General features: G+C 69.8%; 22 protein-coding genes. 6 read left to right on the top strand and 16 right to left on the bottom strand.

All coding sequences use genetic code 11. The features are described from left to right. Positions 1-143 precede the first annotated feature (143 nt). From ACIBKX_RS39075 to ACIBKX_RS39065, 3 genes are all read left to right on the top strand, one after another. Entirely contained in the window at positions 144-929 is a 786-nt protein-coding gene (locus ACIBKX_RS39075; RefSeq protein ID WP_363277739.1) for a helix-turn-helix transcriptional regulator, read from the top strand. Continuing rightward, positions 926-1,168, top strand: coding sequence for a DUF397 domain-containing protein (locus ACIBKX_RS39070; RefSeq protein WP_363277740.1), 243 nt, complete (start codon positions 926-928; stop codon positions 1,166-1,168). Before ACIBKX_RS39075 ends, ACIBKX_RS39070 begins: the two co-directional genes overlap by 4 nt. 103 nt (positions 1,169-1,271) lie before the next feature. Next, positions 1,272-2,156, top strand: coding sequence for an NAD(P)-binding domain-containing protein (locus ACIBKX_RS39065; protein WP_363277741.1), 885 nt, complete (start codon positions 1,272-1,274; stop codon positions 2,154-2,156). A gap of 7 nt (positions 2,157-2,163) precedes the next feature. On the opposite strand, the gene ACIBKX_RS39060 is transcribed toward ACIBKX_RS39065, so the two are convergent. The 8 genes from ACIBKX_RS39060 to ACIBKX_RS39025 form a co-directional block, all read right to left on the bottom strand. Continuing rightward, a complete protein-coding gene (locus ACIBKX_RS39060; protein ID WP_363277742.1) occupies positions 2,164-2,826 on the bottom strand; it encodes an ATP-dependent endonuclease in 663 nt (220 codons plus the stop codon). 40 nt (positions 2,827-2,866) lie between these two features. Further along, positions 2,867-3,844: a zinc-binding dehydrogenase gene (locus ACIBKX_RS39055; RefSeq protein ID WP_363277743.1), complete on the bottom strand. Its 978-nt coding sequence runs from the start codon at positions 3,842-3,844 to the stop codon at positions 2,867-2,869. Between the two features lie 112 nt (positions 3,845-3,956). Continuing rightward, positions 3,957-4,946, bottom strand: coding sequence for a porphobilinogen synthase (gene hemB, locus ACIBKX_RS39050; protein WP_363277744.1), 990 nt, complete (start codon positions 4,944-4,946; stop codon positions 3,957-3,959). A gap of 150 nt (positions 4,947-5,096) precedes the next feature. After that, positions 5,097-6,755: a bifunctional uroporphyrinogen-III C-methyltransferase/uroporphyrinogen-III synthase gene (locus ACIBKX_RS39045; protein ID WP_363277745.1), complete on the bottom strand. Its 1,659-nt coding sequence runs from the start codon at positions 6,753-6,755 to the stop codon at positions 5,097-5,099. After that, positions 6,752-7,711 (bottom strand): hydroxymethylbilane synthase, encoded by a 960-nt coding sequence (hemC, locus tag ACIBKX_RS39040; protein ID WP_363277746.1) that lies wholly within the window; start codon positions 7,709-7,711, stop codon positions 6,752-6,754. Before hemC ends, ACIBKX_RS39045 begins: the two co-directional genes overlap by 4 nt. Then, entirely contained in the window at positions 7,708-9,525 is a 1,818-nt protein-coding gene (locus ACIBKX_RS39035; protein WP_363277747.1) for a glutamyl-tRNA reductase, read from the bottom strand. Before ACIBKX_RS39035 ends, hemC begins: the two co-directional genes overlap by 4 nt. Further along, positions 9,522-10,277 (bottom strand): redox-sensing transcriptional repressor Rex, encoded by a 756-nt coding sequence (locus tag ACIBKX_RS39030; RefSeq protein ID WP_363277748.1) that lies wholly within the window; start codon positions 10,275-10,277, stop codon positions 9,522-9,524. Before ACIBKX_RS39030 ends, ACIBKX_RS39035 begins: the two co-directional genes overlap by 4 nt. Positions 10,278-10,592: 315 nt before the next feature. Further along, on the bottom strand, positions 10,593-10,871 hold the full coding sequence (locus ACIBKX_RS39025) for a glutaredoxin family protein (protein ID WP_363277749.1): 279 nt from the start codon (positions 10,869-10,871) through the stop codon (positions 10,593-10,595). A gap of 125 nt (positions 10,872-10,996) precedes the next feature. On the opposite strand from ACIBKX_RS39025, the gene ACIBKX_RS39020 reads away from it, so the two are divergent. The 3 genes from ACIBKX_RS39020 to ACIBKX_RS39010 all read left to right on the top strand — a co-directional run bounded on the left by ACIBKX_RS39020 (position 10,997) and on the right by ACIBKX_RS39010 (position 14,565). Then, on the top strand, positions 10,997-11,938 hold the full coding sequence (locus ACIBKX_RS39020) for an HAD-IB family hydrolase (RefSeq protein ID WP_363277750.1): 942 nt from the start codon (positions 10,997-10,999) through the stop codon (positions 11,936-11,938). 330 nt (positions 11,939-12,268) lie between these two features. Beyond that, positions 12,269-13,057 (top strand): ECF subfamily RNA polymerase sigma factor, BldN family, encoded by a 789-nt coding sequence (locus ACIBKX_RS39015; RefSeq protein WP_363277751.1) that lies wholly within the window; start codon positions 12,269-12,271, stop codon positions 13,055-13,057. A 278-nt stretch (positions 13,058-13,335) separates the two neighbouring features. Beyond that, entirely contained in the window at positions 13,336-14,565 is a 1,230-nt protein-coding gene (locus ACIBKX_RS39010; RefSeq protein WP_363277752.1) for a DUF5667 domain-containing protein, read from the top strand. Between the two features lie 86 nt (positions 14,566-14,651). Here ACIBKX_RS39010 and ACIBKX_RS39005 read toward each other — a convergent pair whose 3' ends face one another. From ACIBKX_RS39005 to ACIBKX_RS38970, 8 genes are all read right to left on the bottom strand, one after another. Beyond that, entirely contained in the window at positions 14,652-15,713 is a 1,062-nt protein-coding gene (locus tag ACIBKX_RS39005) for a lysophospholipid acyltransferase family protein (RefSeq protein ID WP_363277753.1), read from the bottom strand. A 14-nt stretch (positions 15,714-15,727) separates the two neighbouring features. Next, on the bottom strand, positions 15,728-16,774 hold the full coding sequence (locus ACIBKX_RS39000; RefSeq protein WP_363277754.1) for an NAD-dependent epimerase/dehydratase family protein: 1,047 nt from the start codon (positions 16,772-16,774) through the stop codon (positions 15,728-15,730). Between the two features lie 316 nt (positions 16,775-17,090). Then, positions 17,091-17,189, bottom strand: coding sequence for a 30S ribosomal protein bS22 (locus ACIBKX_RS38995; protein WP_003948845.1), 99 nt, complete (start codon positions 17,187-17,189; stop codon positions 17,091-17,093). A gap of 147 nt (positions 17,190-17,336) precedes the next feature. Then, positions 17,337-17,546, bottom strand: coding sequence for a helix-turn-helix domain-containing protein (locus ACIBKX_RS38990; RefSeq protein WP_266863634.1), 210 nt, complete (start codon positions 17,544-17,546; stop codon positions 17,337-17,339). 132 nt (positions 17,547-17,678) lie between these two features. Continuing rightward, entirely contained in the window at positions 17,679-18,494 is an 816-nt protein-coding gene (locus tag ACIBKX_RS38985) for a phosphatase (RefSeq protein ID WP_363277755.1), read from the bottom strand. A gap of 148 nt (positions 18,495-18,642) precedes the next feature. Beyond that, entirely contained in the window at positions 18,643-19,815 is a 1,173-nt protein-coding gene (locus tag ACIBKX_RS38980) for an acetoin utilization protein AcuC (RefSeq protein ID WP_363277756.1), read from the bottom strand. Beyond that, a complete protein-coding gene (locus ACIBKX_RS38975) occupies positions 19,766-20,989 on the bottom strand; it encodes an MFS transporter (protein WP_363277757.1) in 1,224 nt (407 codons plus the stop codon). The genes ACIBKX_RS38980 and ACIBKX_RS38975 overlap by 50 nt, the downstream gene beginning before the upstream one ends. Positions 20,990-21,130: 141 nt before the next feature. Beyond that, the gene (locus tag ACIBKX_RS38970; RefSeq protein WP_363277758.1) at positions 21,131-21,775 is read right to left on the bottom strand and encodes an HAD family hydrolase; all 645 of its coding nucleotides are present in this window, start codon (positions 21,773-21,775) and stop codon (positions 21,131-21,133) included. Between the last annotated feature and the right edge of the window lie 107 nt (positions 21,776-21,882).

The raw sequence follows: 21,882 nt of genomic DNA, 5'->3' as shown, positions 1-21,882 counted from the left end.
GGTCACGCTACGTGGTCATGATGGAGCAGTGAGCGAACCCGTGCGGGAAATCTGTACGGGTCGGCACGGGTGAAAATCCCTCCGCACAAGGGGAGTTGACCGCCATGCCTCCCAGGTCCCGCCGCAAGAAGAACGCCTCCGCGATGAAGATGCTGGGCGCGCAGGTCGCCGCGCTGCGCCGTGCGGCGGGCCTGACCCAGCGCCAACTGGCCGAGCGGCTTGTCGTGGACGAGGAGACGATCGCGTCGATCGAGCAGGGGCGGCGGCCGCTGAAGGAGGACTTCGCGTCGGCGCTGGATGAAATCCTCGACGCCAAGGGCGTGTTGACGGCTGCCATCGAGAACATGCCGGAGGTCGACCTGTTCCCGAGGTGGGCCTCGGAGTACATGGACCTGGAGCGTGAGGCGATCGCACTTTCCTGGTACGACAACCAGGTGCTGCCAGGCCTCCTCCAGACCGAGGCGTACGCCCGCGCGGTCTTCAGTAACGAAGTCCCCACCCTTAGCGAGGACGAGATCGCGCTACGCGTTGCCGCGCGTATTGAGCGCCAGGAGATCCTCCATCGCAAGGATCCGCCGACCGCCAGCTTCATCATCTCCGAGGTGACGGTGAAGGACCGCCTTGGTGGAGATCAAGTGCGCCATGAGGAGTTGCAGCGCCTGCGCGAGTGGGCCGGGCTGCCGGGAGTCACCCTGCAGATCATGCCGATCGGCTGCGACCTCCATGCAGGCCTCGCTGGCGCCTTCATCCTCCTTGAGACGCCGGATCATCAGCGCATCGCCTACGTCGAGGCACAGCGGGGAAGCCAACTGATCGCAGACCCGGACGAAGTGTCGGTACTGGAGCGCAAATATGCGATGCTGCGGACACAGGCCCTCAACACCCAGGAGACCAAGGGCCTGTTGGACCGCCTGCTAGGAGAGCAATGAGCACCGCACCGACGTGGTTCAAGTCCAGCTACAGCAACGACCAGGGCGGCGAATGCCTCGAAGTCGCCTACGACTGGCGGAAGTCGAGCTACAGCAGCGAGCAAGGCGGCGCCTGCGTCGAGATCGCCGCCCACCCCACCGCCATCCACATCCGCGACTCAAAGAACCCCACGGGCCCGACCCTCACCGTCACGCCCGAGACCTGGTCCACCTTCCTGACCAGGACACCAACCTTTTAGTAAGTACCGCACTAATTAGTCGGTACTTGTCCGGCTCGCAGGGCCCAACGAGGATCAAACGCGTACCCCAAAGGCACGCCAGAACCACCTCGAAGGAGCCCCCATGCCCGCCGACCAGAACCCCACCGCCGTAACCGTCCTCGGCCTCGGCATGATGGGCTCCGCCCTCGCCGCCGCCCTGTTGAAGGCGGGCCACGACGTCACCGTCTGGAACCGCACCACCTCGAAGACGGGCCCACTCGTGGCCCAGGGCGCGAGCCCAGCGGAATCAGTGACGGAGGCCATCACCGCCGGCCGCCTGGTCATCGCCTGCCTGACGACGAACGACAGCGTCCGTGCCCTCCTCGCCCCGCAGGCGGAAGCCCTGGCGGGCCGCACCCTGGTGAACCTCACAAACGGAACTCCGCAGCAGGCAAGGGAGTTGGCGGAGTGGGCGGAAGCGAACGGCATCACGTACATCGACGGCGGCATCATGGCCGTACCCCAGATGATCGCGACCCCCGGCGCGTACATCTTCTACAGCGGCACCGACGAGACCGCCTTCACCACGCACCGCGCGACACTCACGGCCCTCGCCGAGCCCAAGTGGGTCGGCAAGGACCCGGGCAGCGCGGCGCTGTACGACCTGTCCCTGCTCACGGGGATGTACGGCATGGTGATGGGCGTCGTGCAGGCGTACGCCCTGATCGGCACCGGCGGCGTATCGGCGCGGGAGTTCGCGCCGATGCTCAAGGACTGGGTCGACGCGATGACAGACGGTCTGGTGCTGCGCATGGCCGACGCGCTGGACTCCGGGCAGCACCTCACGGACGTGTCGTCCCTGGAGATCAACCAGGCCGCGCTGCCCAACTTCCTCGCGGCGTACGCGGATGCGGGGATCAGCGACGAGCTGTTCAGGCCGCTCCAGGGCCTCCTGGACCGCTCGATCGAGGAGGGCCACGCGGCGGACGGCCTGTCCCGCCTCGCGACGCTGCTCAAGAAGGACTGAGGAAGGGCTAAGAGGCGCTGATCCCAAGCAGACTGGTCAGCAAGTCATCCAGCGGGGCCGGGACTTGTTCGGGGGCCAGCGCCTCCACCAGGACCCGCCCATAGTGGATCTTGCGCCCGCCCTTCGTGCCGAAGAAGCGCCGCATCTGCTGCTGTGCCGCGCGCCCCTGCTGCGCGGGCTGGCCCAGGAAGATCTGCAGGGAGCGCAGCTCGCCCTCCGCCCGCACCAGCTCCTGCACGCGCGGCACGCCGAGCGCGCGGATGAGTTCATCCTCCAGGTCGGCCGCGCAGACGAAGAACTCCGGCTCCGCCACACCCGCCCGCTCCAGGGCACGTACGTAATAGCGGCGCTCCGCCTCGTCGCACAGGCCGGTGAGGCGGAGATCGAGACCGGGCGGCCCCAGAAGCCGGGCGAAACGGCCGACGCTCATCGCACCGCCCATCGGAAGGACGCAGACCCCCTCGGCCGCGAGGTCCCGCCCGCGGGCCTCGGCCAGGGCGTTGACCGCGGCCTCGTCGCTCGGGCCTTCGAGCAGGACGACCGCGCGGACGGGCAGCCGCGCCGCAAGATCACGCGCGAGCGCACCGGCATCACTGGGGTCGTCGGGGTCGTCCGGTCCACCCGCCGCCCACGCGGTGACCGCCTCCTGGAACTCCCCCATGTCAGCCATGACACGAGTCTGAGCCCTTTCCGACCATCACGACAGGCAATTACGGAACCAGCACCACCTTCCCGGTGGTCTCCCGCCGCTCCATGGCCGCGTGCGCCCGCGCCGCTTCCGCCAGCGGGAACGTCTGCACCGCGGGCACCAGCCGCCCCTTGGCGGCGGCCTCCAGGGCCCGGCGCTCGTGCTCGGGGCCGCGCTCGGGGTGCTCGATCAGCTCGACGAGGGCGTTGCGGACGCTGATCCCCCGCTCCTCGACCCGCCCCGCGTCCGGCTCGAACCCCTCCTGCGACGACCACCCGATGACGACGTACCGCCCGCCCGCACCGATCAGATCGAAGGCGGCGGCGGACTTCTCACCGCCCACACCGTCGAGTACGGCAGTGACACTCCGCCCGTCGAGCCGCTCCCGCACAAGGTCTGTCCAGCCGGACTGGTTGTAGTCGACGGCGAGATCGGCGCCCAGCTCCCGGACGGCCTCGACCTTGTCGGCCCCTCCGGCGGCCCCGATCACCACGGCCCCGAGCTCACTCGCGTACTGCACGACGAGACGCCCGACCCCACCGGCGGCGGATGTCACCAACACCACGTCATCTGCGGTGAGTCGGGCGACGTCAAGGAGTCCCATGGTCGTGGCCCCGGTCATCACCATGGTCACGGCGGCCTCGAAGCCGAGCCCGTCCGGCACCTCGTGCAGCCGCGCCACATCCGCGACGGCCAGCTCGGCGTACCCGCCCGGCTCGCTGCGGGGCGTCACCACGTCCCGCCCCAGCCACTCGGGATCGACGCCGGGCCCCACGGCATCGACGACACCGGCGACCTCCCCGCCGAACACGGAGGGCAGCTCGGGCGCGGGCGGCGCCATGTCACCCGCCTCACCGGCCCGCAGCACGGTCTCGACGAAGTGAACTCCCGCCGCCCGTACGGAGATCCGCACCTGGCCCGGCCCCGCGACGGGGTCGGGCACGGTCTCGTACGTCAGATTCTCGGCGGGCCCGAACTCGTGCAGGACGACGGCGTGCATACGTTCCTCCTCAGGAAGCTGATGCACACCACCCTGCAACCTCAACCAAACTTGAGGTCAACCGGTCAACCGGTCGACTGGTCAACCGGTCAACCGGCCGTCCAGTCAGCCCTCACAGCTGCCGAGCCACCTCTGTGGCCCAATAGGTGAGAATCATGTTCGCGCCCGCCCGCTTGATGCCGGTCAGGGACTCCATGATCGCCTTGTCCCGGTCGATCCAGCCCCGCTCGGCGGCGGCCTCGATCATCGCGTACTCGCCGCTGATCTGGTACGCCGCCACCGGCACGTCAACCGCGTCGGCCACACGGGCCAGGATGTCGAGGTAGGGACCCGCGGGCTTGACCATCACCATGTCGGCGCCCTCCTCCAGGTCCAGGGCCAACTCCCGCAGGGATTCACGGGTGTTCGCCGGGTCCTGCTGGTAGGTCTTGCGGTCGCCCTTCAGGGACGAGCCGACGGCCTCGCGGAACGGCCCGAAGAAGGCGGAGGAGTACTTGACGGTGTAGGCGAGGATCGACACGTCCTCGTGGCCCGTCTGGTCCAACGCGTCCCGGATGACGCCCACTTGACCGTCCATCATGCCGCTCGGGCCCACCACATGGGCGCCCGCGTCGGCCTGGACCTGGGCCATCTCGGCGTACCGCTCAAGAGTCGCGTCGTTGTCGACCCGGCCCTCGGCGTCGAGCACGCCGCAGTGCCCGTGGTCGGTGGTCTCGTCCAGGCACAGGTCGGACATGACGATGAGGTCGTCGCCGACCTCCGCGCGCACGTCGCGCAGGGCGACCTGCAGGATCCCGTCCGGGTCCGTGCCGGCCGTACCGACCGCGTCCTTCTTCGACTCCTCCGGAACCCCGAAGAGCATGATCCCGGCGACCCCGGCCTCCATCGCCTCGACGGCGGCCTTCTTCAGGCTGTCGCGGGTGTGCTGGACGACGCCCGGCATCGCACCGATCGGCACGGGCTCGCTGATCCCCTCGCGCACGAACGCGGGAAGAATCAGATCCGCCGGGTGCAGCCGCGTCTCGGCGACCATGCGCCGCATGGCGGGAGTCGTCCGCAGCCGCCGGGGCCGCGCGCCGGGAAAGGATCCGTACGTGCTCACTGTTCTCACTCACCTCACGAAATGATTCTGGCCTCGGCTGAAGTACTTCAGCCGAGGCCAGGAACTATCCAGCCCGTCCGGCGTTTGAGGACGAACTCGGCGAAGCCGGTGATTCACGGTACGCCGTGTCCCCGCCCTCGCGCCGCGGGGCTACGGTGCCGTACGTCTGCGACGGGACCCGGGCCGACGCTCACTCGGCCGAGTGACAGGGTCCCCCGCCTCCACGGCCGCGTCCCGGCGCCGCGCGCCGAACTCCGCCAGCGCCTCGGCCAGCTTGTGCACCGACGGCTCCGGAGCCATCACGTCCACCCGCAGACCGTGCTCCTCGGCGGTCTTCGCCGTGGCGGGGCCGATACAGGCGATCACCGTCACGTTGTGCGGCTTGCCCGCGATGCCGACCAGGTTCCGCACCGTCGACGAGGAGGTGAAGAGCACGGCGTCGAAGCCGCCGCCCTTGATCGCCTCACGCGTCTCCGCCGGCGGCGGCGACGCCCGCACGGTCCGGTAGGCCGTGACGTCGTCCACCTCCCAGCCGAGGTCGATGAGCCCGGCGACCAGCGTCTCCGTGGCGATGTCGGCCCGCGGCAGGAAGACACGGTCGATCGGGTCGAAGACCGGGTCGTACGGCGGCCAGTCCTCCAGGAGACCGGCGGCCGACTGCTCACCGCTCGGCACCAGGTCGGGCTTCACGCCGAAGGCGATCAGCGCGGCAGCGGTCTGCTCGCCCACCGCCGCGACCTTGATCCCGGCGAAGGCGCGGGCATCGAGCCCGTACTCCTCGAACTTCTCGCGCACGGCCTTCACGGCGTTGACGGAGGTGAAGGCGATCCACTCGTAGCGGCCCGTGACCAGACCCTTGACCGCGCGCTCCATCTGCTGCGGCGTACGCGGCGGCTCGACCGCGATGGTCGGCACCTCGTGCGGCACCGCGCCGTAGGACCGCAGCTGGTCGGAGAGCGAGGCCGCCTGCTCCTTCGTGCGCGGCACGAGGACGCGCCACCCGAAGAGCGGCTTCGACTCGAACCACGACAGCTGGTCGCGCTGGGCGGCTGCGGAGCGCTCACCGACCACGGCTATGACGGGCTGCCCGCCGTCGGGCGAGGGCAGCACCTTCGCCTGCTTCAGGACCTGCGCGATGGTGCCGAGCGTCGCCGTCCAGGTGCGCTGGCGCGTCGTCGTACCGGCGACGGTCACCGTCATGGGGGTGTCGGGCTTGCGGCCGGCCGACACCAGCTCACCGGCGGCGGCCGCGACGGAGTCGAGCGCGGTCGACACGACCACGGTCCCGTCGGAGGCGCCGACCTCGGTCCAGCAGCGGTCCGACGCGGTACGGGCGTCGACGAACCGTACGTCGGTGCCCTGCGCGTCCCGCAGCGGAACACCCGCGTAGGCGGGCACGCCGACCGCGGCGGCGATGCCGGGCACCACCTCGAAGGGGATGCCTTCGGCGGCGCACGCCAGCATCTCCTCGGCGGCGTCCGTGTCGAGGCCGGGGTCGCCGCTGACGGCACGCACGACCCGCCTGCCGCCCCTCGCTGCCTCCATGACAAGATTGGCAGCGGCCCGTACAGACGGCGCTTCGGCGACCGCTGACGCGTCGTCAAGCTGCTGCGGCTGAGGTGTGTCCACACCTCCCCGGGCATGCGCGCGCACGACGTCGAGCACATCCGGCTCGGCGATCAGCACGTCCGCTCGGGCCAGCGCCTCGACAGCGCGCAGAGTGAGTAGTCCCGGATCTCCGGGTCCGGCACCCAGGAAGGTGACGTGCCCGTGTGCGGGAAGGCCGGGAAGGTTCGAGGTGGGGCTCAAAGTGCTCGCTCCCCCATCAGACCGGCCGCGCCCTTGGCAAGCATCTCGACGGCGAGTTCACGGCCGAGCGCCATGGCTTGGTCATGCGTCTCGGGCACGGGACCGGTGGTGGACAGCTGCACCAGCGTCGAGCCGTCGGTCGCCCCGACGACGCCGCGCAGGCGCATTTCCTTGACAATCTGCCCGTCGGCCAGCAAGTCGGCCAACGCGCCAACGGGCGCGCTGCAACCGGCTTCCAGGGCGGCGAGCAGGGATCGCTCGGCGGTCACGGCGGCCCGCGTGTACGGGTCGTCGAGCTCGGCGAGCGCGGCGGTCAGCGACGCGTTGGACGCGACGCATTCGATCGCCAGTGCCCCCTGGCCGGGGGCGGGCAGAACTGTGTCGACCGACAGGAAGTCGGTCACCTCGTCGATCCTGCCGACGCGGCTGAGGCCCGCGGCGGCGAGCACGACGGCGTCGAGCTCACCCTTGCGCACGTATCCGATGCGGGTGTCGATGTTCCCGCGGATCGGCACGGTCTCGATGGTCATGCCGTGGCCCCGCGCGAACGCGTTCAACTGCGCCATGCGGCGGGGCGAACCGGTGCCGATGCGCGCGCCGTTCGGCAGTTCCGCGAAGGTGAGGCCGTCGCGTGCGATCAGTACGTCGCGGGGGTCCTCGCGCAGCGGAACGGCGGCCAGCGCCAGCTCCTCGGGCTGCGCGGTCGGCAGGTCCTTGAGCGAGTGCACGGCGAAGTCGACCTCGCCCGCGAGCAGCGCGTCGCGCAGGGCGGTCACGAAGACGCCGGTGCCGCCGATCTGCGCGAGGTGCTCGCGCGATGTGTCGCCGTACGTCGTGATCTCCACGAGCTCGACGGGCCGGCCCGTCAACTGCTGTACGGCTTCGGCCACTTGGCCGGACTGGGCCATGGCCAGCTTGCTGCGCCTGGTCCCGAGCCTGAGTGCCCTCTCGGTCATGCCCGGCCTCGATTCGGGTCGTCGTTCTTGTCGTGCTGGTCGTGCTGGTCGTTCTGGGTGCTCTGCTTGTTCAGGTGATCGGCCCTGCTGACGGCGGCGACCGTCTGCGGGTCGAGGTCGAAGAGGGTGCGCAGCGCGTCCGCGTACCCGGCGCCGCCGGGCTCGCCCGCGAGCTGCTTGACCCGCACGGTCGGTGCGTGCAGCAGCTTGTCGACGACGCGGCGGACGGTCTGGGTGATCTCCGCGCGCTCCTTCTCGGCAAGTCCGGGGAGCCGTCCGTCGAGCCGTGCGATCTCGCCGGCGACGACGTCGGCGGCCATGGTGCGCAGGGCGACCACGGTCGGCGTGATGTGCGCGGCCCGCTGCGCGGCACCGAACGCGGCGACCTCGTCGGCGACGATCGCGCGGACCTGCTCCACGTCGTCGGCCATGGGGGCATCGGCGGAGGCCTCGGCGAGCGACTCGATGTCCACGAGGCGTACGCCGTCGACGCGGTGCGCGGCGGCGTCGATGTCGCGGGGCATGGCCAGGTCGAGCAGGGCGAGCAGGACGTGCCCGGTCTCGACGAGCGAGGGGCCGCGGCGCTCGGGCACGCGCCCGGTGGCGGTCACGGCTGCGGCGAGCGCGGTGATGGTGCCGGCCTCGGCGCGCAGGTCGGCGGCCTCGTCGTCACGGCGCTCGGCGGGAGCGTTGTCGACCCAGGCGGCGTGCTGCTCCAGGGTCGCGGCGTCCATTCCGGCGACGGCTTCCTCGCCCATGACGGAGAAACCGACACCGCGGGTGGTCGCGTCCACACCGGCCCGCACGGGCTCACCCGCAGCGGAGAGGCCGAGCGGACAGGCCTCGTCCGCCGCCGCTGCTGCGGCGTCCACCGCGCCACGCGCCGCGGAGCCGTCGGCAGTGCCGCCGACGCGCGACGCCGGGCGCGGAGCCGACACCGACGCGTGGGAGGTCCCCGTGGCCACCGGCGAGGCCGTGCGGCCCGCCAGCGCGGCCGTCACGGCGTCCGACGTCAGCACGAGCCCGGTGGCGCCGGTGCAGGACACCGCGACATCGGCACGTGTCAGTTCGGCCGCGACCTGGTCCATCTCCACGGCGCGGGCCGTGGTGCCGGTGCCGCCTTCCGCGAGGATCTCGGCGAGCCGCTCGGCCCGCTCGAAGGTGCGGTTGGCGACGACGACCTCGGCGACACCGGCGCGCGCGAGCGTCGCCGCGGCCAGCGAGGACATGGATCCGGCGCCGATGACCAGGGCTCGCTTGCCCTTGGCCCACGCCTCGACCGGCTCGCGTCCGGCGAGCTGCTCAAGGCCGAAGGTCACGAGCGACTGCCCGGCCCGGTCGATGCCGGTCTCCGAGTGCGCCCGCTTGCCGACCCGCAGGGCCTGCTGGAAGAGGTCGTTGAGGAGCTTCCCGGCGGTGTGCAGCTCCTGCGCACGCGCCAGGGTGTCCTTGATCTGGCCGAGGATCTGCCCCTCGCCGACGACCATCGAGTCGAGCCCGCAGGCCACCGAGAACAGGTGGTGGACGGCCCGGTCCTCGTAATGGACGTACAGATAAGGAGTGAGCTCTTCCAGGCCGACCCCGCTGTGCTGGGCGAGCAGCGTGGACAGCTCGGCGACGCCCGCGTGGAACTTGTCCACGTCGGCGTACAGCTCGATGCGGTTGCAGGTGGCGAGGACGGCCGCCTCGGCGGCGGGCTCGGCGGCGAGCGTGTCCTGGAGGAGCTTGGCCTGCGCGTCGGCGGCGAGCGCGGCCCGCTCCAGGACGCTCACGGGAGCACTGCGGTGGCTCAGCCCTACGACAAGGAGACTCATGCCGGCATCACGGCGGGGACGTCCCCGTCGGGTCCCTTCCGCTGCTGCTTGGCGTCGGCGGGCGCCGCGGCCTCGTCGGCCGCCGGCTCCTCACCGGCCTTGCGCTGCTCGTGGAAGGCGAGGATCTGCAGCTCGATGGAGAGGTCCACCTTGCGTACGTCGACACCGTCGGGGACGGAGAGGACGGTGGGCGCGAAGTTGAGGATCGAGGTCACACCGGCGGCGACGAGCCGCTCGCAGACCTGCTGGGCGGCGCCGGCCGGGGTGGAGATGACGCCGATGGAGACGCCGTTGTCCTTGATGATCTTCTCGAGGTCGTCGGTGTGCTGCACCGGCATCCCCGCGACGGGCGTACCCGCCATGTTCGGGTCGGCGTCGATGAGCGCGGCGACCCGGAAGCCTCGGGACGCGAACCCGCCGTAGTTGGCCAGGGCCGCGCCGAGGTTACCGATGCCGACGATGACAACCGGCCAGTCCTGGGTCAGGCCCAGCTCGCGGGAGATCTGGTAGACGAGGTACTCGACGTCGTAGCCGACGCCGCGGGTCCCATAGGAACCGAGGTAGGAGAAATCCTTGCGCAGCTTCGCGGAGTTGACCCCCGCGGCGGCCGCGAGCTCCTCGGAGGAGACCGTGGGCACCGAGCGCTCCGACAGTGCGGTGAGGGCTCGGAGGTACAGCGGAAGCCTGGCGACGGTGGCCTCGGGAATCCCTCGGCTGCGGGTCGCCGGTCGGTGAGTTCGGCCAGTTGCCACGGTGCTCCTGCGGGTAGAGCGGGGCTGCAGGCGGTCACATGTCCCCAGACCGCCCCGTCGAATGCAGGCTATGTCTTTGTGAACGCGTGCACAAAGATGGTGTCCGATTTGCCCGGCCAACGTGACCGGGGTCACGCGCCCCCGGCGCACTCTTCGGGAACCAGCGCGCTGAGAGCGACGTCGCTCAGTTGATGGGGGCAAAACCGCACACTCTCCTCACGATCATCGCCCCCGAGACCAAAACCGCCCACGATCCTAAGGGACCTTTCCGGCCGTTTGGACTCCTCGGTCAGTCTCGCTCCATCTCGATTCGGACTACGGCGCGAGCGCCCGCCGAAGCCGATCTTCGTTCACCCGCCAGAAGGTGTGCTGCTCACCGTCGACCAGGACCACCGGAATCTGCTCCCAGTACTGCCGGTTGAGCTCCTCGTCCCGGGTGATGTCCTTCTTCTCCCATACGACTCCCAGCTCGCCGCAGACCTTCTCGATCACCAGCTGTGCGTCATCACACAGATGACAGCCGGGCTTGCCGATCAGCGTTACCGTCCGGTCCTGGGGCTTCTTCTTCTCCGTACGGCGAAAAATCGGGCTCATGACACCATTCTCGCCCCGCCGACGCGCCGCGCCGCCCACCCGTTTAACGGTGCGGTCGCGGAGAGTTCACAGGGTCGAATCCTGCCGACTCCGGAACCACCGAACAAACTGGCTATGCTCACGGCATGGCCGCTCTCGGATGGCTCACCCCCCGTAGGCGCTCCGCCACGGCGCGGAGCGTGTTGGCAGGCGAGGCCTCGGCTGAGGCAGCGCGCAAATCCTCCCAGGAGCTGGAGGAACTCGCGCAGGCCGCGCCGGAGGAACCCGCGCAGGAGCCGGAGTTCCCCGTCGTCGGCGACGACAAGGCCGCCGCCTTCTTCGACCTCGACAACACCGTCATGCAGGGCGCCGCGATCTTCCACTTCGGCCGCGGCCTGTACAAGCGGAAGTTCTTCGAGCGCCAGGAGCTGGCCCGATTCGCCTGGCAGCAGGCGTGGTTCAGGCTCGCCGGCGTCGAGGACCCCGAGCACATGCAGGACGCCCGAGACAGCGCCCTGTCCATCGTCAAGGGCCACCGCGTCGCCGAGTTGATGTCCATCGGCGAGGAGATCTACGACGAGTACATGGCCGAGCGCATCTGGCCCGGTACGCGCGCCCTGGCCCAGGCCCATCTCGACGCGGGCCAGAAGGTGTGGCTGGTCACGGCCGCCCCGGTGGAGACCGCGACGATCATCGCCCGCCGCCTCGGCCTGACCGGCGCGCTCGGCACGGTCGCCGAGTCCATGGACGGCGTCTATACGGGCAAGCTCGTCGGCGAACCCCTGCACGGCCCCGCGAAGGCCGAGGCGGTACGCGCGCTCGCCGCGGCGGAGGGGCTGGATCTGGCCCGCTGTGCGGCGTACAGCGATTCGCACAACGACATCCCGATGCTCTCGCTCGTCGGGCATCCGTACGCGATCAATCCCGACGCCAAGCTGCGCAAGCACGCCCGCGAGCGGGACTGGCGGCTGCGGGACTACCGCACGGGCCGCAAGGCCGCGAAGGTCGGCATCCCGGCCGCCGCCGGCGTGGGCGCGATCGCGGGCGGCACGGCCGCGGCGATCGCCCTGCACCGCCGCCGCCACTGACCTCGGCCGACATCCGCGGGGCCCGCGTCACATTCCCTCGCCCCTACCCCGCCGCGCCCCCCGCCAGTCCCGTTGGTAGCACTCGGCCACAACACGCCTCGCGCCGAGACGGAATGCGAACTAATCCGATCAACAACTGCTCACTGTCCGCTACTTGATCGGGCAGAGACCGGTAACAGAAGCGACGTAATCGGTGATTTGAGCAACTGGGTGTAGCGCCGCCTGTACGAAGCGTTATTCTCCTCAGACGCATAACGGACCCCACACGTCGCTACGACGGGTGAACGGTCCCGCACTGCACGTGATGGAAGCTCTGCCTCTGGGAGTCCCGTGTACCCACACGTCGGGGTTGACGCCTCGGGCCTGGCTACGCTGCGCGCAACGGTCATCGACCGCTTGCGCGGCTTCGTCCCCACCGCGTACGCCGGCCCCGCCGTCCCCGCATTTGCCGTCCCCACACCCGCCGGGCCGCTCTACGCCCTGGCGGACAGCGGCGCGGCGGTGAGCAGACGAGCTCGCTCTGCCTCCGCCACCTCAACCCCCACCCACCGCCGTCCCGCCGCGGACAGCGACAGCGCCCGCATGATGGATCTCGTCGAGCGCGCCCAGGCCGGCGAGTCCGACGCCTTCGGCCGCCTCTACGACCAGTACAGCGACACGGTCTACCGCTACATCTACTACCGCGTCGGCGGCAAGGCGACCGCCGAGGACCTCACCAGCGAGACCTTTCTGCGCGCACTGCGCCGCATCAGTACGTTCACCTGGCAGGGCCGCGACTTCGGCGCCTGGCTGGTCACGATCGCCCGCAACCTGGTCGCCGACCACTTCAAGTCGAGCCGGTTCCGGCTCGAGGTGACCACCGGCGAGATGCTCGACGCCAACGAGGTCGAGCGCAGCCCCGAGGACTCCGTCCTGGAGTCCCTCTCGAACGCCGCACTGCTCGACGCCGTGCGCCGGCTCAACCCACAGCAGCAGGAGTGCGTGACCCTGCGCTTCCTGCAAGGCCTCTCGGTCGCCGAGACCGCACGGGTGATGGGCAAGAACGAGGGCGCGATCAAGACCCTCCAGTACCGCGCGGTCCGCACCCTCGCCCGGCTCCTGCCGGACGACGCACGCTGACGCCACGGACCACCGACCGCTCTCCGTAGCCGTGGGTGGCGATCAACTCACCTTCCGTGGCGGCCAGATGGCCGTCACGGACTTCCGGGCGTCTTCTGGCGGTCCGATCATCCTCCGTCCGTAACCCAAGTGCCGCGACGCTCGTTGTGCGGGATGCAGGCTCCCTGTGGTCGCTCCCTGATCACCTCCGCTCACTCATTCGTGTGGATGTGCTCAAGGTGTGCAACCCTCAGGACCCCCTGGGGAGTCGACCGTCATGACGAGAGGAGGTGCCGCCAGTGATCGCGAACGTATCGGCACACCGGCGGGCGAACGCCTTCGCCCAGGCCCTGGAGGAGCAGTCCGACCAGGACCCGGCGGCCGAGCAGACCGAAGATTCCGTCGCACCCGATCCGGCGCGTTCCGAACAGGCCGCCCCGGACCGGATGTTGACCCTGGCGACCGGCCTCGGCGAGCTGCCGAAGCCGGAGCTTGATCCCGAGGTCAAAGTGGTCCAGCGGGCCCAGCTCGTAGCCGCCATGGAGGCCATGTTCCTGGAGGGCACGGCCGCGGGCGGCGGGACCACCGGCACATCAGTGCCCGAGCAGCGGTCCCGCAAAGGCGCCCACCGGGCCACGGGACTGCGCAAACTGAAGCCGCGCTCCCGGCTGTCGAAGGGCATCGCCGCGGGCGGGCTCACCGTCGGCGTCGCAGCCGGGGCGTTCAGCGGAGTCGCCGCGGCCAGCTCGGACGCCCTGCCGGGCGATTCGCTGTACGGCCTCAAGCGCGGCATGGAGGACCTCAAGCTCGGCATGGCCGACGGCGACAGCGACAAGGGCGAGATCTACCTCGACCACGCCTCGACCCGCCTCAACGAGGCCCGCAGGCTGATGGAGCGCGGCCGCACCGGCGACCTCGACCACGAATCCCTCGGCGAGGTCAGGCGCGCGCTCTCCGGCATGCAGCACGACGCGGCGGAAGGCCACCGCCTCCTCCACGAGGCATACGAGCGGGACGGATCACTCGGCCCCATCCAGGCCCTGTCCGCCTTCTCCGAGTCCCACCGCGGCAGCTGGAGCGACCTGCGCAGCCGACTGCCCGTCCAGCTGGGCGACGTGGGCGAGCAGGTGAACTCGGTCTTCGACGCGATGGACGAGGAAGTCGAGCCCCTGCGCTCCCTCCTCCCCCGCACCCCGTCCACCGGCCGCACCGCGGACGAGCCCACCCAGGGCTCCTCGGGCGCCTCCACCCCCGACCGCCCCTCGGCCCCCGAGTCGGCCCCCGGCGGCGGCTCCAGCACGGACAGCAAGCCCCACCCGTCGACCTCGGACGGCAACAGCGAGAGCGACGGCCTCCTCGGCGGCAACACGGGCGGCCTCCTGGACCCCCCGAAGTCCGACACGACCCCGACCCCGTCGGACGGCGACTCCGGCAAGGAATCCCCGTCGGCGGAACCGGACGTCACGGTCCCACCGATCCTGCCGGGCCTGCTGCCCGGACTGGGGATCGACGGGGATGACGTGAAGTAGTACGCGACAGGGGGCGGGGAGGCTGAGCATTCAGCCTCCCCGCCCCCTGTCGTGTGCTCAGAAGAACCCCGACCGGTTCTCTGTGCTCAGAAGAACACCGACCGCCGCTGCACCAGCAGCTTGTACAACGTGTGCTGGATCTGCTCACGGACCTGATCCGTCAGGTTGAACATCAGCATCGGATCCTCCGCGGCCTCCGGCGGATACCCGTCCGTGGGAATCGGCTCCCCGAACTGAATCGTCCACTTCGTCGGCAACGGCAACGCCCCCAGCGGCCCGAGCCACGGAAACGTAGGCGTGATCGGGAAGTAGGGGAAGCCGAGCACCCGCGCCAGCGTCTTCGCGTTGCCGATCATCGGGTAGATCTCCTCCGCCCCCACGATCGAGCACGGAACGATCGGCGACCCCGTCCGCAGGGCGGTGGACACAAACCCGCCCCGCCCGAACCGCTGCAGCTTGTACCGCTCGCTGAACGGCTTCCCGATGCCCTTGAACCCCTCCGGCATCACCCCGACCAGCTCACCCCGCTCCAGCAGCCGCTCCGCGTCCTCCGCACACGCCAACGTGTGCCCCGCCTTGCGCGCCAGCTCGTTCACCACCGGCAACATGAAGACGAGATCCGCGGCGAGCAGCCGCAGATGCCGCCCGGCCGGATGGTTGTCGTGCACGGCGACCTGCATCATCACGCCGTCGAGCGGCAGCGTCCCCGAATGATTGGCGACGATCAGCGCCCCGCCGTCGGACGGGATGTTCTCGATGCCCTTCACCTCGACGCGGAAGTACTTCTCGTACAGCGGCCGCACCAGGGACATCAGCACCTGGTCGGTGAGCTCCTCGTCGTACCCGAAGTCGTCGACCTCGTACTCCCCGGTGAGCCGTCGCCGCAGAAACGCGAGCCCGCCCGCGATCCGCCGCTCAAGGCCCCCGCCGCCCTCACGTGGCCCCGGCACGGCCGCCGGCTCCGGATCGGCCCGCTCGGCGGAGTCCGCCCACGGCGGCTCCCCGTCCTGCTGGGCCGGCATCGCCGTGACCTCATGCACGGCTGCCGGATCGTTCTTGCGCCGGGCCGCGCCCCTGCGCCGCGCCGGGCCCTTGCCGCCCCCGCGCGACCGGTCGTCGTCGAACGGAATGACCTTGGCGTCCGCCATCGTTGACGCTCTCCTCAATTGGCGCTGTGGTGGCCCGCGAAGGGCAGCGCGGCGATCCGGTCAAGGGCTCCCGCGACGGCCTGCGGCGGCAGAAGTCCCGGACCCCGACTCCGTACGAAATCCGCGAAGGTCTCCGCGGTCGTGTACTTGGGCGTGAAGCCCAGTGTCTCGCGCATCTGCCGCGTCGCGACGACCCGGCCGTGGGTGAGCAGCCTGATCTGCTCGGGCGAGAAGTCCGTGACGCCGAGGGTGCGCAGCGCCTGGCCGACCCAGGTGACCGCGGGCATGAAGAACGGCAGCGTCGGCCGCCCGAGCCGCCGCGAGCACTGCGAGAGCAGCAGCAGGCCGTCGCCCGCGACATTGAACGTGCCGCTGTTGAGGGTCCCGCGCCGCGGCTCGTGCGCGGCCAGGCGCAGCACCTCGATCGCGTCGTCCTCGTGCACGAACTGGAGCCGCGGGTCGTAGCCGAAGACGGTCGGCAGAACCGGCAGCGAGAAGTACTCGGCGAGCGGAGAGTCGGCGGCGGGCCCCAGAATGTTCGCGAACCGCAGCACGCACACGGCTACATCGGGCCGCCGGCGGGCGAACCCGCGGACATACCCCTCGACCTCGACGGTGTCCTTGGCGAAGCCGCCGCTCGGCAGCGACTTCGGCGGGGTCGTCTCGGTGAAGACCGCGGGATCGCGCGGAGCCGAGCCGTACACATTGGTGGACGACTTCACCACGAGCCGCTTGACCGTCGGCGACTTCTGGCAGGCACCGAGCAGCTGCATGGTGCCGATGACGTTGGTCTCCTTGAGGGAGCCCCGGCTGCCGCCGGCGAGCGCGGTGCCCGTGACGTCCATGTGTACGACCGTGTCCACGGAGAACTCGGCGAGCACCTTGGCGATCGCGGGCTGCCTGATGTCGGCCTGGACGAAGTCGGCGCCGCCCAGATGATGCCCGGGCGGAACCGCGTCCACGGCGACCACCCGGTCGACCTCCGGATCCCGCTGAACGCGCCGGACGAACCGCCCGCCCAGTTGCCGGGCCACTCCGGTCACGAGCACGACCTTGCCCAAGATCAGCGCCTGCCTTCCCCAGCCCTCGAAGTCCTGCCGCGCCCCATCATGTCTCTCCTGGCACACGCTAGCGGGTGGATGTTGCGCTGTGATGACCGGCTGCTGCGGGAAGTGACTACAGACACTCGCCTGACGGATATCAGACGGTGAAATCTGTCATTCGTCGACTGTCACCTGTCGTCTGACGTCTGCCAGCTGGCAACTGACGTCTGACACCTCTCGTGACGCACAGCCCCCCATCCCACCCCCCAAAAAACGCCGAAGCCCCCCCGCCACAAGACGGAAGGGCTTCGGACCGCGCAAATACAGCTGTCGCTTACTTCTTGTTGCGACGCTGAACGCGGGTGCGCTTCAGCAGCTTGCGGTGCTTCTTCTTGGCCATCCGCTTACGCCGCTTCTTGATAACAGAGCCCACGACTACCCTCGCTCACTTCTCTTCACTCGGTGCGGGGCAGCAGACTGGGCCCACACGACCTACGTCGGCCTAGCCTACCCGCCTCTGAGTGAGGGACGTAATCGAGGGGGATCGACGGCCCCTCCGAGAGGGATCGACGGTTGCCCGTCAGCCCGCCTCGACCCCCACATAGGACTCGCGGAGGTACTCGTGAACCGCCTGCTCCGGGACCCGGAAGGACCTTCCGACCCGGATGGCGGGCAGATGACCGCTGTGCACCAAGCGGTACACGGTCATCTTGGACACTCGCATCACCGCGGCGACTTCCGCCACGGTCAGAAACGCGACCTCGTTCAGCGGCCTTTGGTCTGCAGCCATGACACCCCACCTGAACCTTCCGCACATGACGGGCACCGGCTTCCCCTTCCGGTGACTCTTCGTCTCTGCGCGCTCACTCCCCAGACTAGGGGCGGATGATGCGAGTGGGGAAGAGGAGTAGCGATCGGCCGCCTACTGTGACAGACACGCTCGATTGAGTACATAGCGAGTAAGCGGTCGGTAGTAATCAGACCGCACAGCGTCATCAAGCGGAACGACGACGGACACCTGCCCCTCGGCCTCTCCGACGAACAGCGCGGGATCATCCGTATCCGCCAGACCGATCGCCTCAAACCCCAGCTGACCTGCCCCGCAGACCCATCCGTGGTCCCCGACGACCAGCTCGGGCAGGGGCCCGTCGCCCTCCGCGGCGGCCGCCAGAACGGCCCGAACCGGGAGTGGAGAGTGGGTGTGTGCGCCGGTCTCACTCCCGGTGAGACGCACGCCGGGTTCGCGCACCAGCGCGACTCCTTGTACGTAGTCAAGGTTGTACGTGCGTAGGCCGAACCGGGTCGTTATGTCGACACTGTTGCCCTGCGCGGGGGTGAGGACGGTGCACCCGGCCGCCGACAACGCGTCCGCCAACGCGGCGTAGAACCCGAGCAGCCGGTGCGGATGACCGGTCCCGAAGAGCACGGGAAGCTTCCTTTGCACGGCATCGGAGAGCCGCTCGGCGAAGGCGTCGAGGGCGGTCAACGTCCGCTCGGGGTCGATGACATCGGAGCCCGTGGTGTGCCGCGGGTCGGCGGACACCCCGCACTTGTCGGCCATCAGCCCGAGCAGGTCCGGCGCCTCCCAGGTCCATTCAGGGTCGAGCCCCAGCAGTATCCGCGGATCCCGCGCCGCGAACAGCCGATAGCTCCGCAGGCTCTCCTCCCGGGAGGTGGCCACGGGCCCGGCCAACCGAGCCGCCAACAGATGCGCCCGCAGGGCGCCGGTGCTCAACACGCAGCCGATGCTGGCGCATCCCCGGCCGGCACTCCCTCAAAACCCCGAAAACCCCCCACAGTTGGGCTAACACGACGTACGCTCCAGCACCCCCGCCGGCCCGCGATCCGTCCGCCCGACCCATGGCAACCGCCCCAGCAACAACCGCCTACGGCAACAACCCCCGCAGCGGAAATACCGCCCGCCGAGCGGCCAGCACGGCCTGGTCGAGCCGGTCCGCGGGGTCATACCCCGCCTCCCACTCCTTCCAGGAGACGGGCCACCGCCCGTCCGTCATCCGCCGGGGCCCCAACTGCCTTGTACGGGCGAAGACTTCCTGCCGCCAGGCCTCGGGAATCTCCGTGGCAGGCTCGACCGGACTCCCCGCGGCGATCCCCACCAGATGCGTCCAGGACCGAGGCACGACATCCACCACGGCGTACCCGCCCCCGCCCAGCGCGACCCACCGCCCGTCGGCGTACGAATGCGCCAACTCATGACAGGCCACCTGCACCGCCCGCTGCGCGTCGAGCGAGACTGCGAGATGCGCCAGCGGATCCTCGAAGTGCGTGTCGGCCCCATGCTGAGTGACCAGCACCTGTGGCCGGAAATCCGCGAGCAGCTCCGGCACCACGGCGTGAAACGCCCGCACCCACCCCGCGTCCCCGGTCCCCGCGGGCAGGGCGACATTCACCGCGGACCCCTCTGCCGAGGAGGCCCCCGTCTCCTCGGGCCACCCGGTCTGCGGAAACAGCGTCCGCGGATGCTCATGGAGCGAGATCGTCAGAACCCGGGGGTCCTCCCAGAAGGCCGCCTGCACCCCGTCCCCGTGGTGCACGTCCACATCCACGTACGCGACCCGCTCGGCCCCCAGCTCGAGCAGCCGGGCGATCGCCAACGACGCGTCGTTGTAGATACAGAACCCCGAAGCGGCCCCCGGCATCGCATGGTGCAGCCCGCCCGCGAAGTTCACCGCATGCAGCGCTTCCCCACGCCACACCGCCTCGGCAGCCCCCACGGACTGCCCGGCGATCAGCGCGGACACCTCATGCATCCCCGCGAAGGCGGGGTCATCGGGCGTCCCCAGCCCATGGCTCCCGTCCGCCGAGGCCGGATCGGCGGACGCGGCCTTGACCGCCTCCACATAGTCCTCGCGATGCACGAGCCGCAGCGTGGAGTCACCGGCCGGCTTGGCCGCGACCACGTCCAGCTCGCGGTCGAGCCCGAAGGCACCGACCAGGCTTCTCGTCAGCGCGAGCCGGACCGGGTCCATCGGGTGCTCAGGACCGAAGTCATAGCCCGTTACTGCCTCGTCCCACATCAACTGTGCGCGGCCGCTCATGCCCGTCACCGTATCGGTCCGCTCCGGGGGCGAAGGACCGGGCGTACAACAAGGTCACGAGCACCAACACCATCGGAACGAGCATCGCCCCGCGATAGTTCCACGCGTCCCCGAGCGCCCCCACCAACGGCGAACCGATCAGGAACCCCACATAGTTGAAGACGTTGAGCCGCGCCACAGCGGCATCCGAGGCCCCAGGGAAGAGCCTCCCGGCAGCGGCGAAGGTCTGGGGAACGATCACGCACAAGCCGAGCCCCAGCACGGTGAACCCCAGAATCCCGGTCCACGCCCCGGGCGCCGCCGCCACGACCGCGAACCCGAGCGCGGCCACCACCGACCCCACCCGCACCACCGCCACGGCCCCGAACCGCCGCACCCCCAGATCCCCGAGCCCCCGCCCCAACAGGGTCATGACCATATAGACGTTGTACGGGACGGTGGAGACCTCCTCAGAGCTCCCCAGCACGTCCTGCAGATACTTGGCGCTCCAGTTGGAGACGGTGGAGTCCCCGATGTACGCGAAGGTCATCACCAGGCAGAGCGGGAAAAGCAGCTTGAAGACGACGGTCCCGCCCTCACCGGCAGCCCCCTGCGCCCCTTCTGCAACACCGGTGCCCCCGGCATCGACGTACCAACGACTCCCCACCAACGCGGCCGGCAACAGCACCACGACCACCGGCAGATACGACACGAAGAGCGAGAGATCCCAGTGCGCCCCCGCCCACGCGATCGACGCCCCCGCGATCCCGCCCAGGCTGTACGCGGCATGAAACCCCAACATGATGCTGCGCCCGTACGCGCGTTGCAGGCTCACCCCGAGCATGTTCATGGCCGCGTCGAGCGCCCCCACCGCGAGCCCGAACGCCCCCAGCGCCAGGGCGACTTGCCACAGGGCGTCCCCCGCACCGACCCCGAGCAGCGCAAGCAGCACGACCGGTTGCGACCACCGCAGTACCCGGCTCGGCCGCACCCGCTTGACCAGCCACTCCGTGCCCACGCTGCCGACGCCCGCCAGGATCGGCACCGCGGCGAGAAAGACCGGAAGGAGGCCGTCGGATATCCCGTACCGATCCTGAATGGCGGGAATCCGCGTCACCAGCAACGCGAAGGTGACCCCCTGCACCAGGAAGCTCAACGCCAAAGAGGCCCTACCGCGCCGCAGCTCGTCCGTCATGGCTGCAGAGCGTAGGACCCCTGACTACCGGTGGGTAGATAGATCACCCAACCAATTGCCCGACGGCCAGCCTCACCCGCCGCCCCACGGTCCGCGTGCAGCACCAGCGGCTTCAGCGACTCCCAGCGGGACTGACGGACGTCATACGAGCAGGTCAGCCAACTCCCCCATGTCCCCGAAGAGTTCGGTCGCCCCGGATAGCCGCTCGGCGGGCGTCATCGCGGTGAACCCGTACACGTCCATCCCCGCCGCGACAGCGGCCCGCACCCCCAGGGGACTGTCCTCGACCACCACACACTTCTCGGGCGCGACACCCATCCGCTCGGCGGCATACAGAAAGAGGTCGGGCGCCGGCTTCCCCCGCCCCACATCCTCGGAACTGAAGATCCGCTCGTCGTCGAACCACCGGTCGAGCCCGGTACGCCGATGCCCGACCCGAATCCGCTCATGACTCCCGGACGAGGCAAGACAGAAGGGCACCCCATCGGCTTCCAACTTCTCCAACACCCCGAAGGCTCCCGCGACGGGCTCAAGATCCCGCTCAAAGGCGGCAAAGACCCGAGAGTGGAAGACGGAGTCAAAATCCTCGGGCAACCGCTGCCCACTCCGCTCAAGAACAAGGTCGTGTACGCGATGGACGGCGGCCCCCATGTAATCGCGCAAGGAGTCTTCGTACGTGGTGGGATGGCCGAGCTCGGTCAGATAGGCGGCAAGGATGGTGTTGGAGACCGGCTCGCTGTCCACGAGGACGCCGTCATTGTCAAAGATGACCAGTTCGTATCGCATATGGCGACCCTAAACGCAGAAAACCCCCGCACCGTATCCCGGTGCGGGGGTCTCCATTCAAAAATAGTTCGGCGGCGTCCTACTCTCCCACAGGGTCCCCCCTGCAG

Source organism: Streptomyces sp. NPDC050658 (assembly GCF_044457025.1).
Lineage (GTDB): Bacteria > Actinomycetota > Actinomycetes > Streptomycetales > Streptomycetaceae > Streptomyces.
Note: the sequence above shows the minus strand (reverse complement) of the source record. Positions and strands in the feature narration are given on the sequence as shown.